The sequence below is a fragment of the Pseudomonas sp. B21-017 genome (assembly GCF_024749245.1).
Taxonomy (GTDB): domain Bacteria; phylum Pseudomonadota; class Gammaproteobacteria; order Pseudomonadales; family Pseudomonadaceae; genus Aquipseudomonas.
The window spans coordinates 1,310,221-1,325,734 of sequence record NZ_CP087194.1 but is presented as its reverse complement, the minus strand read 5'-3'; the positions used below and the strand labels follow the sequence as shown (position 1 = coordinate 1,325,734).

At 60.1% G+C, this 15,514-nt stretch carries 14 protein-coding genes; 9 read left to right on the top strand and 5 right to left on the bottom strand.

Translation table 11 applies throughout. From position 1 onward, the window contains the following. Positions 1 to 176 precede the first annotated feature (176 nt). Positions 177 to 1,058: an MBL fold metallo-hydrolase gene (locus LOY28_RS05755; protein ID WP_258613199.1), complete on the bottom strand. Its 882-nt coding sequence runs from the start codon at positions 1,056 to 1,058 to the stop codon at positions 177 to 179. 114 nt (positions 1,059 to 1,172) lie between these two features. On the opposite strand from LOY28_RS05755, the gene LOY28_RS05750 reads away from it, so the two are divergent. Together LOY28_RS05750 and LOY28_RS05745 are read left to right on the top strand one after the other, a co-directional pair. Next, a complete protein-coding gene (locus LOY28_RS05750; protein WP_019581528.1) occupies positions 1,173 to 2,078 on the top strand; it encodes a LysR family transcriptional regulator in 906 nt (301 codons plus the stop codon). Positions 2,079 to 2,172: 94 nt separating this feature from the next. Next, positions 2,173 to 2,349 (top strand): hypothetical protein, encoded by a 177-nt coding sequence (locus tag LOY28_RS05745; RefSeq protein ID WP_167331182.1) that lies wholly within the window; start codon positions 2,173 to 2,175, stop codon positions 2,347 to 2,349. A 20-nt stretch (positions 2,350 to 2,369) separates the two neighbouring features. Here LOY28_RS05745 and LOY28_RS05740 read toward each other — a convergent pair whose 3' ends face one another. Beyond that, positions 2,370 to 3,281: a helix-turn-helix domain-containing protein gene (locus tag LOY28_RS05740; RefSeq protein ID WP_018926567.1), complete on the bottom strand. Its 912-nt coding sequence runs from the start codon at positions 3,279 to 3,281 to the stop codon at positions 2,370 to 2,372. Positions 3,282 to 3,460: 179 nt separating this feature from the next. On the opposite strand from LOY28_RS05740, the gene pobA reads away from it, so the two are divergent. Both pobA and LOY28_RS05730 read left to right on the top strand, forming a co-directional pair. After that, positions 3,461 to 4,654, top strand: coding sequence for a 4-hydroxybenzoate 3-monooxygenase (gene pobA / locus LOY28_RS05735; protein ID WP_018926568.1), 1,194 nt, complete (start codon positions 3,461 to 3,463; stop codon positions 4,652 to 4,654). A gap of 78 nt (positions 4,655 to 4,732) precedes the next feature. Further along, positions 4,733 to 6,250 (top strand): MDR family MFS transporter, encoded by a 1,518-nt coding sequence (locus tag LOY28_RS05730; RefSeq protein ID WP_018926569.1) that lies wholly within the window; start codon positions 4,733 to 4,735, stop codon positions 6,248 to 6,250. A 248-nt stretch (positions 6,251 to 6,498) separates the two neighbouring features. Here the strand turns inward: LOY28_RS05730 and LOY28_RS05725 are convergent, their stop codons facing one another. The 3 genes from LOY28_RS05725 to LOY28_RS05715 form a co-directional block, all read right to left on the bottom strand. Beyond that, positions 6,499 to 7,365, bottom strand: a complete 867-nt coding sequence (locus LOY28_RS05725) for an ATPase (protein ID WP_258613198.1) — start codon at positions 7,363 to 7,365, stop codon at positions 6,499 to 6,501. A 116-nt stretch (positions 7,366 to 7,481) separates the two neighbouring features. Next, positions 7,482 to 8,474 (bottom strand): NAD(P)-dependent oxidoreductase, encoded by a 993-nt coding sequence (locus LOY28_RS05720; protein WP_258613197.1) that lies wholly within the window; start codon positions 8,472 to 8,474, stop codon positions 7,482 to 7,484. A 61-nt stretch (positions 8,475 to 8,535) separates the two neighbouring features. Then, complete coding sequence (locus LOY28_RS05715) at positions 8,536 to 9,429, bottom strand: LysR family transcriptional regulator ArgP (RefSeq protein WP_258613196.1); 894 nt, start codon at positions 9,427 to 9,429, stop codon at positions 8,536 to 8,538. Between the two features lie 96 nt (positions 9,430 to 9,525). Between LOY28_RS05715 and LOY28_RS05710 the strand changes: the two genes are divergently transcribed. From LOY28_RS05710 to LOY28_RS05690, 5 genes are all read left to right on the top strand, one after another. Continuing rightward, a complete protein-coding gene (locus tag LOY28_RS05710) occupies positions 9,526 to 9,927 on the top strand; it encodes an ACT domain-containing protein (protein ID WP_258613195.1) in 402 nt (133 codons plus the stop codon). Between the two features lie 7 nt (positions 9,928 to 9,934). After that, on the top strand, positions 9,935 to 10,537 hold the full coding sequence (locus LOY28_RS05705; protein ID WP_018926574.1) for a LysE/ArgO family amino acid transporter: 603 nt from the start codon (positions 9,935 to 9,937) through the stop codon (positions 10,535 to 10,537). A gap of 176 nt (positions 10,538 to 10,713) precedes the next feature. After that, on the top strand, positions 10,714 to 11,310 hold the full coding sequence (locus LOY28_RS05700) for a superoxide dismutase (RefSeq protein ID WP_007938876.1): 597 nt from the start codon (positions 10,714 to 10,716) through the stop codon (positions 11,308 to 11,310). 342 nt (positions 11,311 to 11,652) lie between these two features. Then, positions 11,653 to 13,704, top strand: coding sequence for a bifunctional diguanylate cyclase/phosphodiesterase (locus LOY28_RS05695; RefSeq protein WP_258613194.1), 2,052 nt, complete (start codon positions 11,653 to 11,655; stop codon positions 13,702 to 13,704). A gap of 282 nt (positions 13,705 to 13,986) precedes the next feature. Then, positions 13,987 to 15,321, top strand: coding sequence for an imelysin family protein (locus LOY28_RS05690; RefSeq protein ID WP_018926576.1), 1,335 nt, complete (start codon positions 13,987 to 13,989; stop codon positions 15,319 to 15,321). Positions 15,322 to 15,514: the final 193 nt, after the last annotated feature.

The window sequence follows — 15,514 nt, the reverse complement described above, 5'->3', positions numbered from 1 at the left end:
AGCGTGTGTGCAATCAGCACAACCTTTGTGGCGAGGGAGCTTGCTCCCGCTCGGCTGCGAAGCAGTCGTAAAACCTGTAAATGCGGTGTGCCTGATGGAGTGCAGGGAGCGCTTCGCACTCCAGCGGGAGCAAGCTCCCTCGCCACAAAGGCTTGTTCAGTTTCAGGTCCGACGGGTTACCACTTCATCTCGCCCTTGGCGACTTTGGCACTCAGCTCCAACGAGCTTTCTTCGCCCAGGGTCGGGTAGCGTTTTTTCATCGCGCCGATCAGTTCGGCTGAATCTTTCGCCTTGGCGGTTTCTTCGTCGAACGCCTTGATGTAATCAGCGGTGAACTGCACAGCCGCCAGGGAGCGAGCGCTCTCGCCCAAGTAGTGACCCGGCACGATGGTGTTCGGCTTCAAGGCTTCGATCGTGTGCAACGTCGTCAGCCAATCGGCATGGGACTGCGCAGTTTGGGTATCAGCCATCCACACATGAATGTTTTCGGCGACAACCACGCCACCGACCACTGCCTTGATCGACGGAATCCACACAAAGCTGCGATCCGGTTGCTTGCCATCCAGGCCGAGCACCTGCAGTTTCTGCCCTTCCAGCATCAGGCTGTCGCCCTTGAGCACGTGCGGCACGATGGTTTTGTTCGGCACGTCGGCGCCCATTTTCGGCCCCCAGAACGCCAGTTTGCCGTCGACGGTTTTCTTGATGTGATCAACCGTCGGTTGCGAGGCCAGTACCTTGGCTTTCGGGAACGCTTTGGTCACGGTGTCGAGGCCGAAGTAGTAATCCGGGTCACCGTGGCTGATGTAGATGGTGGTCAGTTGTTTGCCGCTGGCGCGGATTTTTTCCACCACCTGTTCAGCCTGGGATTTGCCGAATTGCGCGTCCACCAGAATCGCTTCTTTCTCGCCGCTGACCAGTACCGAGGTCACCGGGAAGATTGCGTTGGTGCCCGGGTTGTAGACGTCCAGGGTCAGGGTCGACGCCGCAGCGGCGTGGGCCGCGAAGCCCAGTGCCGCGGTTGCCAGAAGAATGCGTTTGATTGAAGTGAAACTGATCATCTGTTGCTCCGTTGTCCGAATGCCGTGCTTGGCGATGGGATAGAGCTTAGTTGCCTGGTTCGATACAAAAAATGCGATGCTTGAACATAGTTTGTTTCTGAAAGCGGGCAAATCATGGATCGTCTACAAGCAATGCGGGTGTTCGTTACGGTGGTGGACCTGGGCAGCCAATCGGCCGCCGCCGATCACCTGGACCTGTCGCGGCCGGTGGTTTCACGGTATCTGGCGGAGCTGGAAGATTGGGTCGGCGCACGCCTGATGCACCGCACCACGCGCAAATTGAGCCTGACCGCCGCCGGCAGCGAAATCCTGCCCCGGTGCCGGCAGATGCTCGATTTATCCAGCGACATGCAAGCCGCCGTCAGCGAGCCGGACGACGCACCGCGCGGCCTGCTGCGGATCAGCGTCAGCACCTCGTTCGGCCAGGCGCAACTGGCGGATGCCATGGCCGCCTACGTCAAACGTTACCCCGGCGTAAGCATCGATCTGCAAATGCTCGACCGCACGGTGAACCTGGTGGATGAGCGCATCGACCTGGCCATCCGCACCAGCAACGACCTGGACCCGAATCTGATCGCCCGGCGGCTGACGGTCTGCCGCTCGGTGATCTGCGCCTCCCCCGCTTACCTGCGCGAGCACCCGGCGCCGCAGCGGGTCGAAGACCTGAGCCTGCACAATTGCCTGACCCACTCCTACTTCGGCAAAAGCCTCTGGCATTTCGAGCAGGATGGCGAACCGGTCTCGGTGCCGGTACAGGGCAACATCAGCGCCAACGAAGCCAGCACGCTGTTGCGCGCGGCGATGGCCGGGGCCGGTGTGGCGATGCTGCCCAGTTACCTGGCCGGCATGCATATCCACAGCGGCGAACTGATCCGCCTGCTGCCCCAGGCCGAGCCCCGTCAGATGAACATCTATGCGGTGTATGCCTCACGCAAGCACATGCCGGTGGCGTTGCGCAGCATGCTGGATTTTCTGGTGCTCAGATTTCCCGAAGAACCGGCATGGGATGTGGGCCTTTAACCGGAGTGAATGTGGGGTGGTTTTGATGGCAACTCACCGGCGCTGACCTATGCTCAAAGCAGTACCCAAGGGTATTCGTTCAGAGGTCAACGCCATGAACATCAAAACAAGAAGATACCTCGCCATTTTCATCACCTGCGCGGCGACGCTGGCGCTGTATGGCACAGCCGCCTGGCGTGTCGAACAGTTGCGCAAAGTGCCCCATGACTTCGCGAGCTGCAACTTCGAGCGCTGCATCCCCCACAGCGCAAGCCTCAACGCCCTCCGCTGACGAACACCTTGTGGCGAGGGTCAGGTCTCGCTCTTCTGATCGGCAGCGTCCTGATCGGCTTTCAAGCGGTCGCGAAAAGCCTTGGGCGAGATCCCCACCCGACGTCGGAACAAGCGTGTGAAGTTGGTCGGATCGGAAAACCCCAGCACATCGGACATTTCATAAATGGTCATGCTGGTGTAGGTCAGCAAGCGCTTGGCCTCCAGCAACTGACGCTCGTGCATGATCTGCAACGCCGGTTGCCCCGCCAGTTCACGGCACGTGCCGTTGAGGTGGGACACGGAAATCCCCAGCCGATGGGCCAGGTCCTCGACCTTGACGTGCTGGCGATAGGTCTCCTCCACCAGCTGGATAAAACCGTTGAGGTATTCCCGGGCACGCTGCGGACGCTGATTGGCAGCGCGGCGCTGGATCACCTGGCGGCTGACCCACACCATGATCACGCTGACCAGAGAATGCATGAGCATTTCCCGCGCCGGCTGATGGCCGGTGTATTCGCTTTGCAGCGCTGAAAACAGGCTGTTGAGGTACTCGCTGTCCTTGCCCGCCGGGTAGCTTTCGGCTTGGGCCAGGGCATTTACCGAATTGCCCAACTGCGCCTGAAGATGGGCGACCAGCGGCGCGGCCAGGGTGACGACGAATCCTTCGACGTCCTCGGAAAACCGATAACCATGCACCGATAACGGCGGCAGGATGATGATTGCCGGCTCAGCCAATTGTGAGCGTTTCCCTTCGATTTCAAGCTCTGCCTGACCTTTGAAGACGAAGAGCAACTGACACAAATCAGCGTGGCGATGGGGTTTTATTTCCCATTGATGTTCGCGGCTGCGTTTTGAAATGGTTTCACAGTGGAGCAAATCGGGGGTCGGCCAATCCAGGCTTTCACCGTAGAGTTTGAACACCGGAATCGATGGCAGGGCGGGCTTGTTCATCACTTCAATCCAGGCCTCGAAGGTAACGGGGCGATAATCGCACCGATTGGCAGAATGTACAGGTATCGGCTCAGTTTTCACCTTCAATTGACGGACCCGCAAGTGAAAAATGCAAGCACTCGATCCATAAAAATCATCCACCGGCGTTGGTCGCGTGGAGCTTGCGAGTCATAAAAACAATGAAAACACTAAAAACCCAAATCGCCATCATCGGCGCCGGCCCCTCTGGTTTGCTACTCGGCCAATTGCTGCATAACGCCGGCATCGACACCCTGATTCTCGAACGCCAGACCCCGGACTATGTGCTGGGACGCATCCGTGCCGGTGTCCTCGAACAAGGCATGGTAGAGCTGTTGCGTCAGGCCGGAGTGGGCCAGCGTATGGACGCCGAAGGGCTGGTCCACACCGGCTTCGAACTGGCCCTGGACGGGCGCCGGGTACACATCGATCTGCAAACATTGACCGGTGGCAAAACCGTGATGGTGTATGGCCAGACCGAGGTCACCCGCGACCTGATGGCCGCTCGTCGGGACACTGGCGCGCAGACAATTTATTCGGCCGGCAACGTCGTCCCCCACGGCATGAAAAGCGCTGAACCCTATGTGACCTTCGACAAGGACGGCGAAACGTATCGACTCGATTGTGACTACATCGCCGGTTGCGACGGTTTCCATGGCGTGGCGCGACAGTCGATTCCTGCCGACTGCCTGAAGGTATTCGAGCGGGTGTATCCGTTCGGCTGGCTGGGGATTCTCGCTGACACTCCGCCAGTTCACGAGGAGTTGGTCTATGCGCGGCATGAACGGGGCTTTGCGTTGTGCAGCATGCGTTCGCCGACACGCACCCGTTATTACCTTCAGGTACCGGCCCAGGATCAGGTCGATGACTGGTCCGACCAACGCTTCTGGGACGAACTCAAATCCCGTCTGCCAGCGGCCCTCGCCGATGTGCTGGTGACCGGCCCGTCGATCGAGAAAAGCATCGCGCCGCTGCGCAGTTTCGTGGTCGAGCCGATGCAGTACGGGCGGATGTTCCTGGTCGGCGACGCCGCGCACATCGTCCCGCCCACCGGTGCCAAAGGCCTGAACCTGGCGGCCAGCGACGTCAGTACGTTGTTCAATATTCTGCTGAAGGTTTACCGCGAAGGCCGTGTTGATTTGCTGGAGAAGTATTCCGAAATCTGCCTGCGGCGGGTGTGGAAAGCCGAACGGTTTTCCTGGTGGATGACCTCGATGTTGCATCGCTTCGACGAGCACGACGCGTTCAGTCAGCGCATCAGCGAATCGGAACTGGCCTATTTCGTTGACTCCGAGGCGGGCCGAAAAACCATCGCGGAAAACTACGTCGGCCTTCCATACGAGGCTATCGAATAGGCTCCTACCGACTTACACTGGCGAGCACTCCCGCTCGCCTTGCTCCTTGCGGGTCCATCACTGCCCGCAGGTTTTATCGTGACCAATCTCAACCGGCCTGAAACGCCCAAACCGGCCATTCGCAGCGTGCTGATCGCCCTGATGCTGGCGATCTTTCTGGGCGCGCTGGACCAGACCATCGTCGCTGTGTCGATGCCGGCGATTTCCGCGCAGTTCAAGGACGTCAGCCTGCTGGCCTGGGTCATTTCCGGCTACATGGTGGCGATGACCGTGGCGGTGCCGATCTACGGCAAGCTCGGCGATCTGTATGGCCGCCGCCGGTTGATGCTGTTCGGCATGGGTTTGTTCACCCTGGCTTCATTGTTCTGCGGCATGGCGCAAAGCATGGAGCAACTGGTGCTGGCGCGGATCTTTCAAGGCATCGGCGCCGGCGGAATGATTTCGGTGAGCCAGGCGATCATCGGCGACATCGTTCCACCGCGCGAACGCGGTCGCTATCAGGGCTACTTCAGCAGCATGTACGCGGTGGCTAGCGTGGCCGGCCCGGTACTCGGTGGCTACATGACCGAATACCTGTCCTGGCGCTGGGTATTCCTGATCAACCTGCCGTTGGGCCTGGGTGCCTGGTGGGTGGCTTATCGCACGCTGGTAGGGCTGCCGGTGCCGCAGCGCAAGCCGATCATCGACTACCTCGGTACGTTGCTGATGATCATTGGCCTGACGGCGTTGTTGCTGGGCATCACTCAGGTTGGCCAGGGGCATTCGTGGCGCAGTCCCGAAGTGGCGGGTTTGCTCGGTTGTGCGGTGGCGGTGCTGGCGGTGTTCGTCTGGCATGAACGGCGGGCGCGGGAACCGTTGCTGCCGATGCATTTGTTCGCCAACCGCAATGCGATCCTTTGCTGGTGCACGATTTTCTTCACCAGTTTCCAGGCGATTTCCCTGATCGTGCTGATGCCGCTGCGCTTCCAGAGCGTCACCGGCGCCGGGGCCGACAGCGCGGCACTGCACCTGTTGCCGCTGGCCATGGGCTTGCCGATAGGCGCCTATTTTGCCGGGCGCCGGACCTCGGTGACCGGTCGTTACAAACCGATGATCCTGACCGGCGCGTTGCTCATGCCGTTGGCGATTCTCGGCATGGCGTTCAGTGCGCCGCAGGCATTTGTGCTGAGCAGCCTGTTCATGTTGCTCTGCGGAATCGCTGGCGGCATGCAGTTCCCGACGTCGTTGGTGGGCACGCAAAACTCGGTGGATCAACGGGACATTGGCGTTGCCACCAGCACCACCAATCTGTTCCGCGCTCTGGGCGGCGCAGTGGGCGTGGCGTTAATGTCGGCACTGTTGCTGGCGTTGTTGCAGGATTCCAGTTTCGCGCACCTGGCCGGCTCGTCGCTGATTGCCGAGGGTCGTTCGGGGAATGTCTTGCTCGATGGTTTGAACGCCGCGCCGGGGGATGCGCAAAACGCCTTGCGCGCCGAGCTGCTGCTGACCTTCAGGCATTTGCTGATGGTCAGCGCGGCGGTGTCGCTGCTGGGGCTGGCGGCGGCGATTGCCATGCCGAACAGGGTGTTGCGCGGGCGGGAAGACAAGGTTCGCTAGAAAGACCGAGGCTTGCCCGCGAAGACGTCAGCCCGGACACCACTAACGACCAGGCGTTGTGTTGCTTTCTGTGGCGAGGGAGCTTGCTTCCGTTGGGTGGCGCAGCCGCCCCAAACCCATTCAACACCGCTATTCAGATAACCTGCGGTGCCTGATTTGCGACTGCTGCGCAGTCGAGCGGGAGCAAGCTCCCTCGCCACAAAAGTCCCACTCCACAGGCCCACTCCACACAACATCACTGCATCGGGCTATTGAGGCCGGGCGTGCAGCTGTTGTTGCAGGTTCTGGATCTGCGCCTGCAGGGTGTTGATGTTACGGGTGACCTGGCCACGGAAGGCGTCGAACTCGGCGGTATTGTTGCCACCTTGCGCCGCGGCCGGGCGGTTGTCCTGTTGGCTTTTGAGCACGATCATGTCTTGCTCCAGACGCTCGACGGCGCTCGGGTTACCTTGCCGCTTCAGCGCAGCGATATCGGCGCCAAGGCTTTTGAGTTGGGCGTCGACTTTGCTGGTATCGGCCGGCGCGCTCTTCAACGCGGCCAGCTCGCCGCTCAAGGCTTTGACCTGGGCCTGCAACTGAGCATTGGCGGCTTGTTGTTCGCTGGCCTGCGTGGTCATTTGCGCCAGGCGCTTGTCCAGATCGGAGGTCTGGCCGAGCACGCCTTGCTGCTGTTTACTCTGATCCTGGAGTTTGCTTTCCAGCTGTTTGCTCTGGTCCTGGAGCTTGCCTTCCAGTTGTTTTATTTGCAGCTTCAACGCTTCACTGCCGGTGTTGACCGTGGACTGGCTGGCCACGACCTTGCCGGAAATGTCCTGCAAGCGCCCCGCCGCTTCCTCACTGATACGGGCGAAACTTTCCTGGGTCGCCACCAGTTGTTGTTCCATCAGCGATATCTGCTGGAAACTCCACCAGGCAAGGCCAGCGAAGGCAAAGAACAACGCACCGACCAACGCCCACAGCGGGCCGGTGCTCGGGCCTTTGACCTTGACTACCGGTGTGGTGCGCGAATGCACGGAAGTGCGCGCGGTGGTCGGAAAATCATCGTCGTCGAGGCTGTCGGCACGCAGGCTCGGTACATCGTCGAAGTCGTCGTTGGCATCGTTACGCATGGACATTGAGTCAACCTTTGTAAAACGCGGTGATGGCTTGATGCGGCGAAGTATAACCCTCGCTGCCGCACCGGTTGACCCTGAACCCCGAACTCGGTTCAGTGAGGGCCGGCCCTTGTGTGTCAGCGAATGTCCTGAGCCTTCCACCAGGCGCAAAATTCATCGAGGGCGGTCCAGAGGCTGACTTTCGGATCGTAATCCAGATAATGCCGGGCGCGACTGATGTCCAGGGTGAAATTTTTGTTCATTACCTGCATGCCCAGCCGCGACAGGGTCGGCTCGGGACGACCCGGCCACAGCTTGCAAACACCCTCGTTGAGCGCGGCAAGGCTGTAGGCCAAGCCGTAGGAACGGTAACGGGTCACCTGTGGCACATCCATATCGCGCATCACGTAATTGACCACATCCCACAACGGCACCGGCGCTCCGTTGCTGATGTTGTAGGCCTTGCCCAAGGCCGAACCGCTGGCCAGCAAGCTACTGAACAACGCCTCATTGAGGTTTTGCACACTGGTGAAGTCAACCTTGTTCAGGCCATTGCCGATAATCGCCAACCGCCCTTTGCGCTGCATCTTCAGCAACCTGGGGAAAATGCTCATGTCGCCTGCGCCCGTCACGAAACGCGGGCGCAGGGCCAGGGTTTCGAGGCCGAACTCCTGCGCACCGAAAACTTTTTGCTCGGCCAGGTATTTGGTTGCGGCGTAAGGATGCTTGAAGCGCTTGGGCACCTGGTCTTCGGTCAACCCCAGGTGATCGCGACCATCGAAGTAAATCGATGGCGACGACAAGTGCACCAGGCGCCGCACCCGTTGTTTCAGGCAGGCCTCGACCACGTTCTCGGTGACCTCGACGTTGCCTTGATGGAAATCCTGATAGCGCCCCCACAAACCGACAGCGCCGGCGCAATGGACCACGGCTTCGACGTCGGAACACAGGTCGCGCGCCAGTTGCGGGTCGCTCAAGTCGCCCTGGATGAACTCGGCACCACGGCGCACCAAATGCTCGACGCTCTCGGCCCGGCGACCGTTGACCCGCACATCCAGGCCCTGCTCCAGGGCGAAACGCGCAAAGCGTCCGCCAATGAAGCCGCTTGCGCCGGTGACCAGAATCTTCATGTATTGCTCCGAATATTTCGTTTTGCATATTGCGTAGGACGTGAGGTCTTGACGCCAGCCGTCAGTCCAACGGCACCAGCCATTGCTTCGACGAGCGCACCAATTGATCGGTGAGTAACCCCAACAGCTGACCGCCATTGCGCCAATGATGCCAGTACAGCGGCACATCGATCGGCTTATCTGGCAAAAGCTCCACCAATTGGCCGCGCGCCAGTTGCTCGCGCACTTGCAATTCAGGCACCAGGCCCCAGCCAAGCCCTGCTTCCGTGAGACGAAGAAAACCTTCGGAAGACGGGCATAAATGGTGTTCGAAACCGCCATTCACGCCGACTGACGCGAGGTAACGATGCTGCAGGAAATCGTCCGGGCCAAATACCAGCGCCGGGGTTCTGGCCAACTGATCGGCGCGCACACCTTGGGGAAAACGCCGGGCAATGAATGCAGGGCTGGCCAACGCACGGTAGCGCATCGCCCCCAACAGCACACTGCGCGCACCGGCCACCGGCCGCTCACTGGCGCACAGACACCCCGCCACTTCGCCTGCGCGCATGCGTTTGAGGCCGACGGTCTGGTCTTCCACCACCAGGTCGAGCAACAGATGCTCCTGCGCGCAAAAATCCCCCACCGCCGCAGCCCACCAGGTGGCCAGGCTGTCAGCGTTCAGCGCGATGCGCAGGCGTTCCGGCAGGCCTTCTTCGTCCAGCGCCGGCACCAGGCTTTGCAGATCGCGCTCCAGCAATCGCACCTGCTGCACATGGTTGAGCAATCGCCGGCCAATCTCCGTCGGAGCCGGTGGCGTGACCCGCACCAGCACCGGTTGGCCGACCCGCGCCTCGAGCAGTTTGATGCGCTGGGAGATGGCCGATTGGGACAAGCCCAAGACCTGCGCGGCGCGTTCGAATCCGGCCTGCTCGATCACGGCGGCGAGGGCGGACAGTAATTTGTAGTCGAACATCAGTTTTCCTAATGAGCGATCAGCACTATTGGTTTTTCTTATACAACTTCCCACCGGAGAATGGCCAGCAAGAACTCTTGAACAAGGATCACCGACATGGCTGGCGAAACCTCTTTGGCAACCCTGCTGCGCAGCATGAGCCCGCAACTCAACGACGGCGAATACGTGTTCTGCACGTTGCCTGACGGCAAGCTGCCCGCAGGCCTTGAGATTGTCGGCAACTTCCGCGAACAGGAAGGGCTGACGGTGATTCTGCAACGTTCCCACGCCGAGAAGGCCGGTTTCAGCTTCGACTACATCGCTGCCTGGATCACCTTGAACGTGCACTCAGCCCTTGAAGCCGTCGGCCTGACCGCCGCGTTCGCCACGGCACTGGGCCAGGCCGGCATCAGTTGCAACGTGATTGCCGGCTACTACCACGACCATTTGTTCGTCGGCCAGGCCGATGCCGAACGCGCCCTGCAGGTACTGCGGGATCTGGCGGCCAACGCGGAGTAAAAATCTTATGTGGCAAAGCTATGTGAACGGCCTGTTGGTGGCCGCCGGGCTGATCATGGCGATCGGCACTCAGAATGCGTTTGTGTTGGCGCAGAGCCTTCGACGTGAACATCACCTGCCGGTGGCGGCGCTCTGCGTAACCTGCGATGCGTTGCTGGTAGCCGCCGGGGTGTTCGGCCTGGCGACGTTGCTGGCGCAGAACCCGACTCTGTTGGCCATCGCTCGTTGGGGGGGCGCGGCGTTTCTGCTGTGGTATGGCAGCCTGGCCCTGCGTCGGGCGTGCTCGAAACAAAGCCTGCAACAAGGCGAGAACCAGACCGTGCGCTCATTGCGGGCGGTACTGCTCAGCGCTTTGGCGGTGACCCTGCTCAACCCGCACGTCTACCTGGACACCGTGTTGCTGATCGGCTCCCTTGGCGCACAACAAACCGAGCCCGGTGCTTATGTCGTGGGTGCGGCCAGTGCATCGTTGCTGTGGTTTTTTACCCTGGCCCTTGGCGCAGCGTGGCTGGCGCCGTGGTTGGCGCGGCCGAGCACCTGGCGAATCCTCGACCTGTTGGTGGCCGTGATGATGTTCGCTGTAGCGTTCCAGTTGATCATCGCTTCATGATTTATTCCAAAAGGCTCTGGAACCTCTATTCCACACAGTTGTTGCGTGGTTATGCCGCACCCCCGGTGCTATGATCCGATCCCTGCGCCGCAAAGAGTACAAACTCCCCGGCGCATGTCTGGCCGCCCGTGATCGGCCTTGCGCTCACCGCAACTGACCTGATTAGGAGAATCATCATGGCTTTCGAATTGCCGCCGCTGCCTTACGCGCACAATGCCCTGCAGCCGCACATTTCAGAGGAAACTCTGCAATACCACCACGACAAGCACCACAACACCTATGTCGTGAACCTGAACAACCTGGTGCCAGGCACCGAGTTCGAAGGCAAGACCCTGGAAGAAATCGTCAAGACTTCCTCGGGCGGTATCTTCAACAACGCCGCTCAGGTCTGGAACCACACTTTCTACTGGAACTGCCTGGCGCCAAACGCCGGCGGTCAACCAACCGGCGCTCTGGCTGATGCCATCAACGCTGCTTTCGGTTCGTTCGACAAGTTCAAGGAAGAGTTCAGCAAAACCTCCATCGGCACCTTCGGTTCCGGTTGGGGCTGGCTGGTGAAAAAGGCTGACGGTTCCCTGGCCCTGGCCAGCACCATCGGCGCCGGCAACCCGCTGACCAGCGGCGATACCCCGCTGCTGACCTGCGACGTCTGGGAACACGCTTACTACATCGACTACCGCAACCTTCGTCCGAAGTACGTCGAAGCGTTCTGGAACCTGGTCAACTGGAAATTCGTGGCTGAGCAGTTCGAAGGCAAAACCTTCACCGCTTAAGCTTCGCGCCAGTCAAAAAACCCGGCTTTTATGCCGGGTTTTTTTATGCCATCGAAAATCCGTACGTAAGGCGTGCTTTCCCACAACGCGCGCCGCATTCGCCCTCTTGCCCCCGCAGTACAGCGGTCTAACATCAACACTAGGAAAAATTGCCTCAACCGCCTCAAGTTGAGGGCCCCGGCAACCGACACAGTGTTAATAGGGCAAATACTCCAAACAGCAGCATATCGGCCAAGCTACCGGCAATATCCCCCGGGTTGGATTGTCCCTTTGACTGCCATCACGGGATTGCCAATACTCATGGCAACTTGACGCTACCCGCACGGAACAAGGAATAACCCTTTGAAGCTGGAACTCAAGAACAGCTTGTCGGTGAAGTTACTCCGGGTCGTGCTCCTGTCGGCATTGATCGTCGGCGTGGTCTTGAGCTGCGCACAGATTGTTTTCGATGCCTATAAAACACGTCAGGCGGTTGCCAACGATGCCCAGCGCATCCTCGACATGTTCCGCGATCCCTCCACTCAGGCGGTCTACAGCCTGGATCGGGAAATGGGCATGCAGGTGATCGAAGGCCTGTTCCAGGATGACGCCGTGCGCATGGCCTCCATCGGCCACCCCCACGAAGCCATGCTCGCGCAAAAATCCCGCGAGCTTCAGCAGTCCCACAGCCGCTGGCTGACTGACCTGATCCTCGGCCAGGAACGCACGTTCACCACCCAACTGGTGGGTCGCGGTCCCTACAGCGAGTACTACGGCGACCTGAGCATTACCCTCGACACCGCCACCTACGGCCAGAGCTTCATCGTCAGTTCGGTGATCATCTTCATCTCTGGCGTCTTGCGCGCCCTGGCCATGAGCCTGGTGTTGTATCTGGTTTACCACTGGCTGCTGACCAAACCATTGTCGCGGATCATCGAACATCTGACTGAGATCAACCCGGACCGCCCCAGCGCCCACAAGATTCCGCAGCTCAAGGGCCATGAAAGAAACGAGCTGGGGGTCTGGATCAACACTGCCAACCAGCTGCTCGAATCCATTGAGCGCAACACTCACCTGCGCCACGAAGCAGAAAACAGCCTGTTACGCATGGCCCAGTACGATTTTCTCACCGGTCTGCCGAACCGCCAGCAATTGCAGCAACAGCTGGACAAGATCCTTGTCGACGCCGGCAAATTGCAGCGTCGGGTCGCGGTGTTGTGTGTCGGGCTCGATGACTTCAAAGGCGTCAACGAACAGTTCAGCTACCAGACCGGCGACCAGTTGCTGCTGGCCCTGGCCGATCGCCTGCGGGCTCACAGCGGCCGCCTTGGCGCCCTCGCCCGCTTGGGTGGCGACCAGTTCGCGCTGGTCCAGGCCGACATCGAACAACCCTACGAAGCCGCCGAACTGGCCCAAAGCATTCTCGATGATCTGGAAGCGGCGTTCGCCCTCGATCATCAGGAAATCCGCCTGCGCGCCACCATCGGCATCACCCTGTTCCCCGAGGACGGTGACAGCACCGAGAAGCTGCTGCAAAAAGCCGAGCAGACCATGACCCTGGCCAAGACGCGCTCGCGCAACCGCTATCAGTTCTATATCGCCAGCGTCGACACGGAAATGCGTCGGCGTCGCGAGCTGGAAAAAGATCTGCGCGACGCCTTGATCCGTGACCAGTTCTACCTCGTCTACCAGCCGCAGATCAGCTACCGCGATCATCGCGTGGTAGGTGTCGAGGCGTTGATTCGCTGGCAGCATCCCGAGCATGGGCTGGTGCCGCCGGACCTGTTCATTCCGCTGGCCGAACAGAACGGCACCATCATCGCCATCGGCGAATGGGTGCTGGACCAGGCCTGCAAACAACTGCGCGAGTGGCACGATCAGGGCTTCGTCGACCTGCGCATGGCGGTGAACCTGTCCACCGTGCAATTGCACCACGCCGAGTTGCCGCGGGTGGTCAATAACCTGCTGCAGATCTACCGCCTGCCACCGCGCAGCCTGGAGCTGGAAGTCACCGAAACCGGCCTGATGGAAGACATCAGCACCGCCGCCCAGCACTTGCTGAGCCTGCGTCGCTCCGGCGCGCTGATCGCCATCGACGACTTCGGCACCGGTTATTCGTCATTGAGTTATCTGAAAAGCCTGCCGCTGGACAAGATCAAGATCGACAAGAGCTTCGTTCAGGACCTGCTCGATGACGACGACGATGCGACCATCGTCCGGGCCATCATCCAGCTGGGCAAAAGCCTGGGCATGCAGGTGATTGCCGAAGGCGTGGAAACCGCCGAGCAAGAGGCCTACATCATCTCCGAAGGCTGCCACGAAGGTCAGGGTTATCACTACAGCAAACCGCTGCCGGCGCGGGAATTGAGCGTCTATCTGAAACAGGCGCAGCGCAATAACGCAGCCATCCTCTGAAACAACCTTTGTAGCAGTTGACGGAGCCCTGTGGCGAGGGAGCTTGCTCCCGCTCGGCTGCGCAGCAGTCGCCACCAGGTTGACGCGATCCATCTGGAAGAACCGGGTTGCAGAATTTGGGACAGCTTCGCTGTCCAGCGGGAGCAAGCTCCCTCGCCACAGGTGAATAAGAAATATTTGCAGGCGTAACCCTTTACAGGTAATGCGAAAGATTTGCATTATGTCGCACTTTTGCGCGCCGCCCGTGCGCGCCCACTCCATCACCGAAGCAGGATGTTCGCCATGATTCGTATGCCTCTGGCCACCGCCAGTCTGCTGGCCATCGCTATTTCCCTCGCCGGTTGCGGCGAAGGCAAAGACAAGGCTGCCGCTCAACAAGCGCCGACCCCGGCCGCCAGCACAGCTGCGCCTGCTACCACAGCTAAAGTCGATGAAGCCGCCGCCAAGGCTGTGGTCGCGCATTACGCCGACATGGTCTTTGCCGTTTACAGCGATGCCGAATCCACCGCGAAAACCCTGCAAACCGCCGTCGACGCGTTCCTCGCCAAGCCGGACGCCGACACTCTCAAAGCCGCCCGGGCTGCCTGGGTCGCGGCCCGCGTGCCTTACCTGCAGAGCGAAGTGTTCCGCTTCGGCAACACCATCATCGACGACTGGGAAGGTCAGGTGAACTCCTGGCCACTGGACGAAGGCCTGATCGACTACGTCGACAAATCCTACGAACACGCACTGGGTAACCCGGGCGCTACTGCCAACATCATCGCCAACACCCAGATTCAGATTGGCGAAGACAAGGTCGACGTGAAAGACATCACCCCGGAAAAACTCGCCAGCCTGAACGAGCTGGGCGGTTCCGAGGCCAACGTCGCCACCGGCTACCACGCCATCGAATTCCTGCTCTGGGGCCAGGACCTGAACGGCACCGGCCCTGGCGCCGGCAACCGCCCAGCCTCCGACTACCTGGAAGGCAAAGGCGCTACCGGCGGTCACAATGATCGTCGTCGCGCTTACCTGAAATCCGTGACCCAACTGCTGGTCAACGACCTGGAAGAAATGGTCGGTAACTGGAAGCCGAACGTGGCCGACAACTACCGCGCCACCCTGGAAGCGGAGCCGGCTGAATCCGGTCTGCGCAAAATGCTGTTCGGCATGGGCAGCCTGTCCTTGGGCGAACTGGCGGGCGAGCGCATGAAGGTTTCCCTGGAAGCCAACTCCCCGGAAGACGAACAGGATTGCTTCAGCGACAACACCCACAACTCGCACTTCTACGATGCCAAAGGCATTCGTAACGTGTACCTGGGCGAATACACCCGTGTCGACGGCACCAAAATGACCGGCGCCAGCCTGTCGTCCCTGGTGGCCAAGGCCGACCCGGCTGCCGATGCCGCGCTGAAAGCCGACCTGGCTGCGACCGAAGCCAAGATCCAGATCATGGTCGACCACGCCAACAAGGGTGAGCACTACGACCAACTGATCGCTGCCGGCAACACCGCTGGCAATCAGATCGTGCGCGACGCCATTGCCTCTCTGGTCAAGCAGACCGGTTCGATCGAAGCCGCTGCCGGCAAACTGGGCATCAGCGACCTGAACCCGGACAACGCTGATCACGAGTTCTGATCAACGCTGGCTGAGCGAATACAAAGGCGACCTTCGGGTCGCCTTTTTCATGCCTGTCTTTTGGGTGATGCTGATGACCTCATCGCGGTCTGACATCAAACCCTGCCTCACATCAACCAAACGATAATTCCTCTTATTCAAACTCCCCTGCCCTGTTAGACTTTGCGCCCTTGTTTTGCTCGTCTTGCAGGAT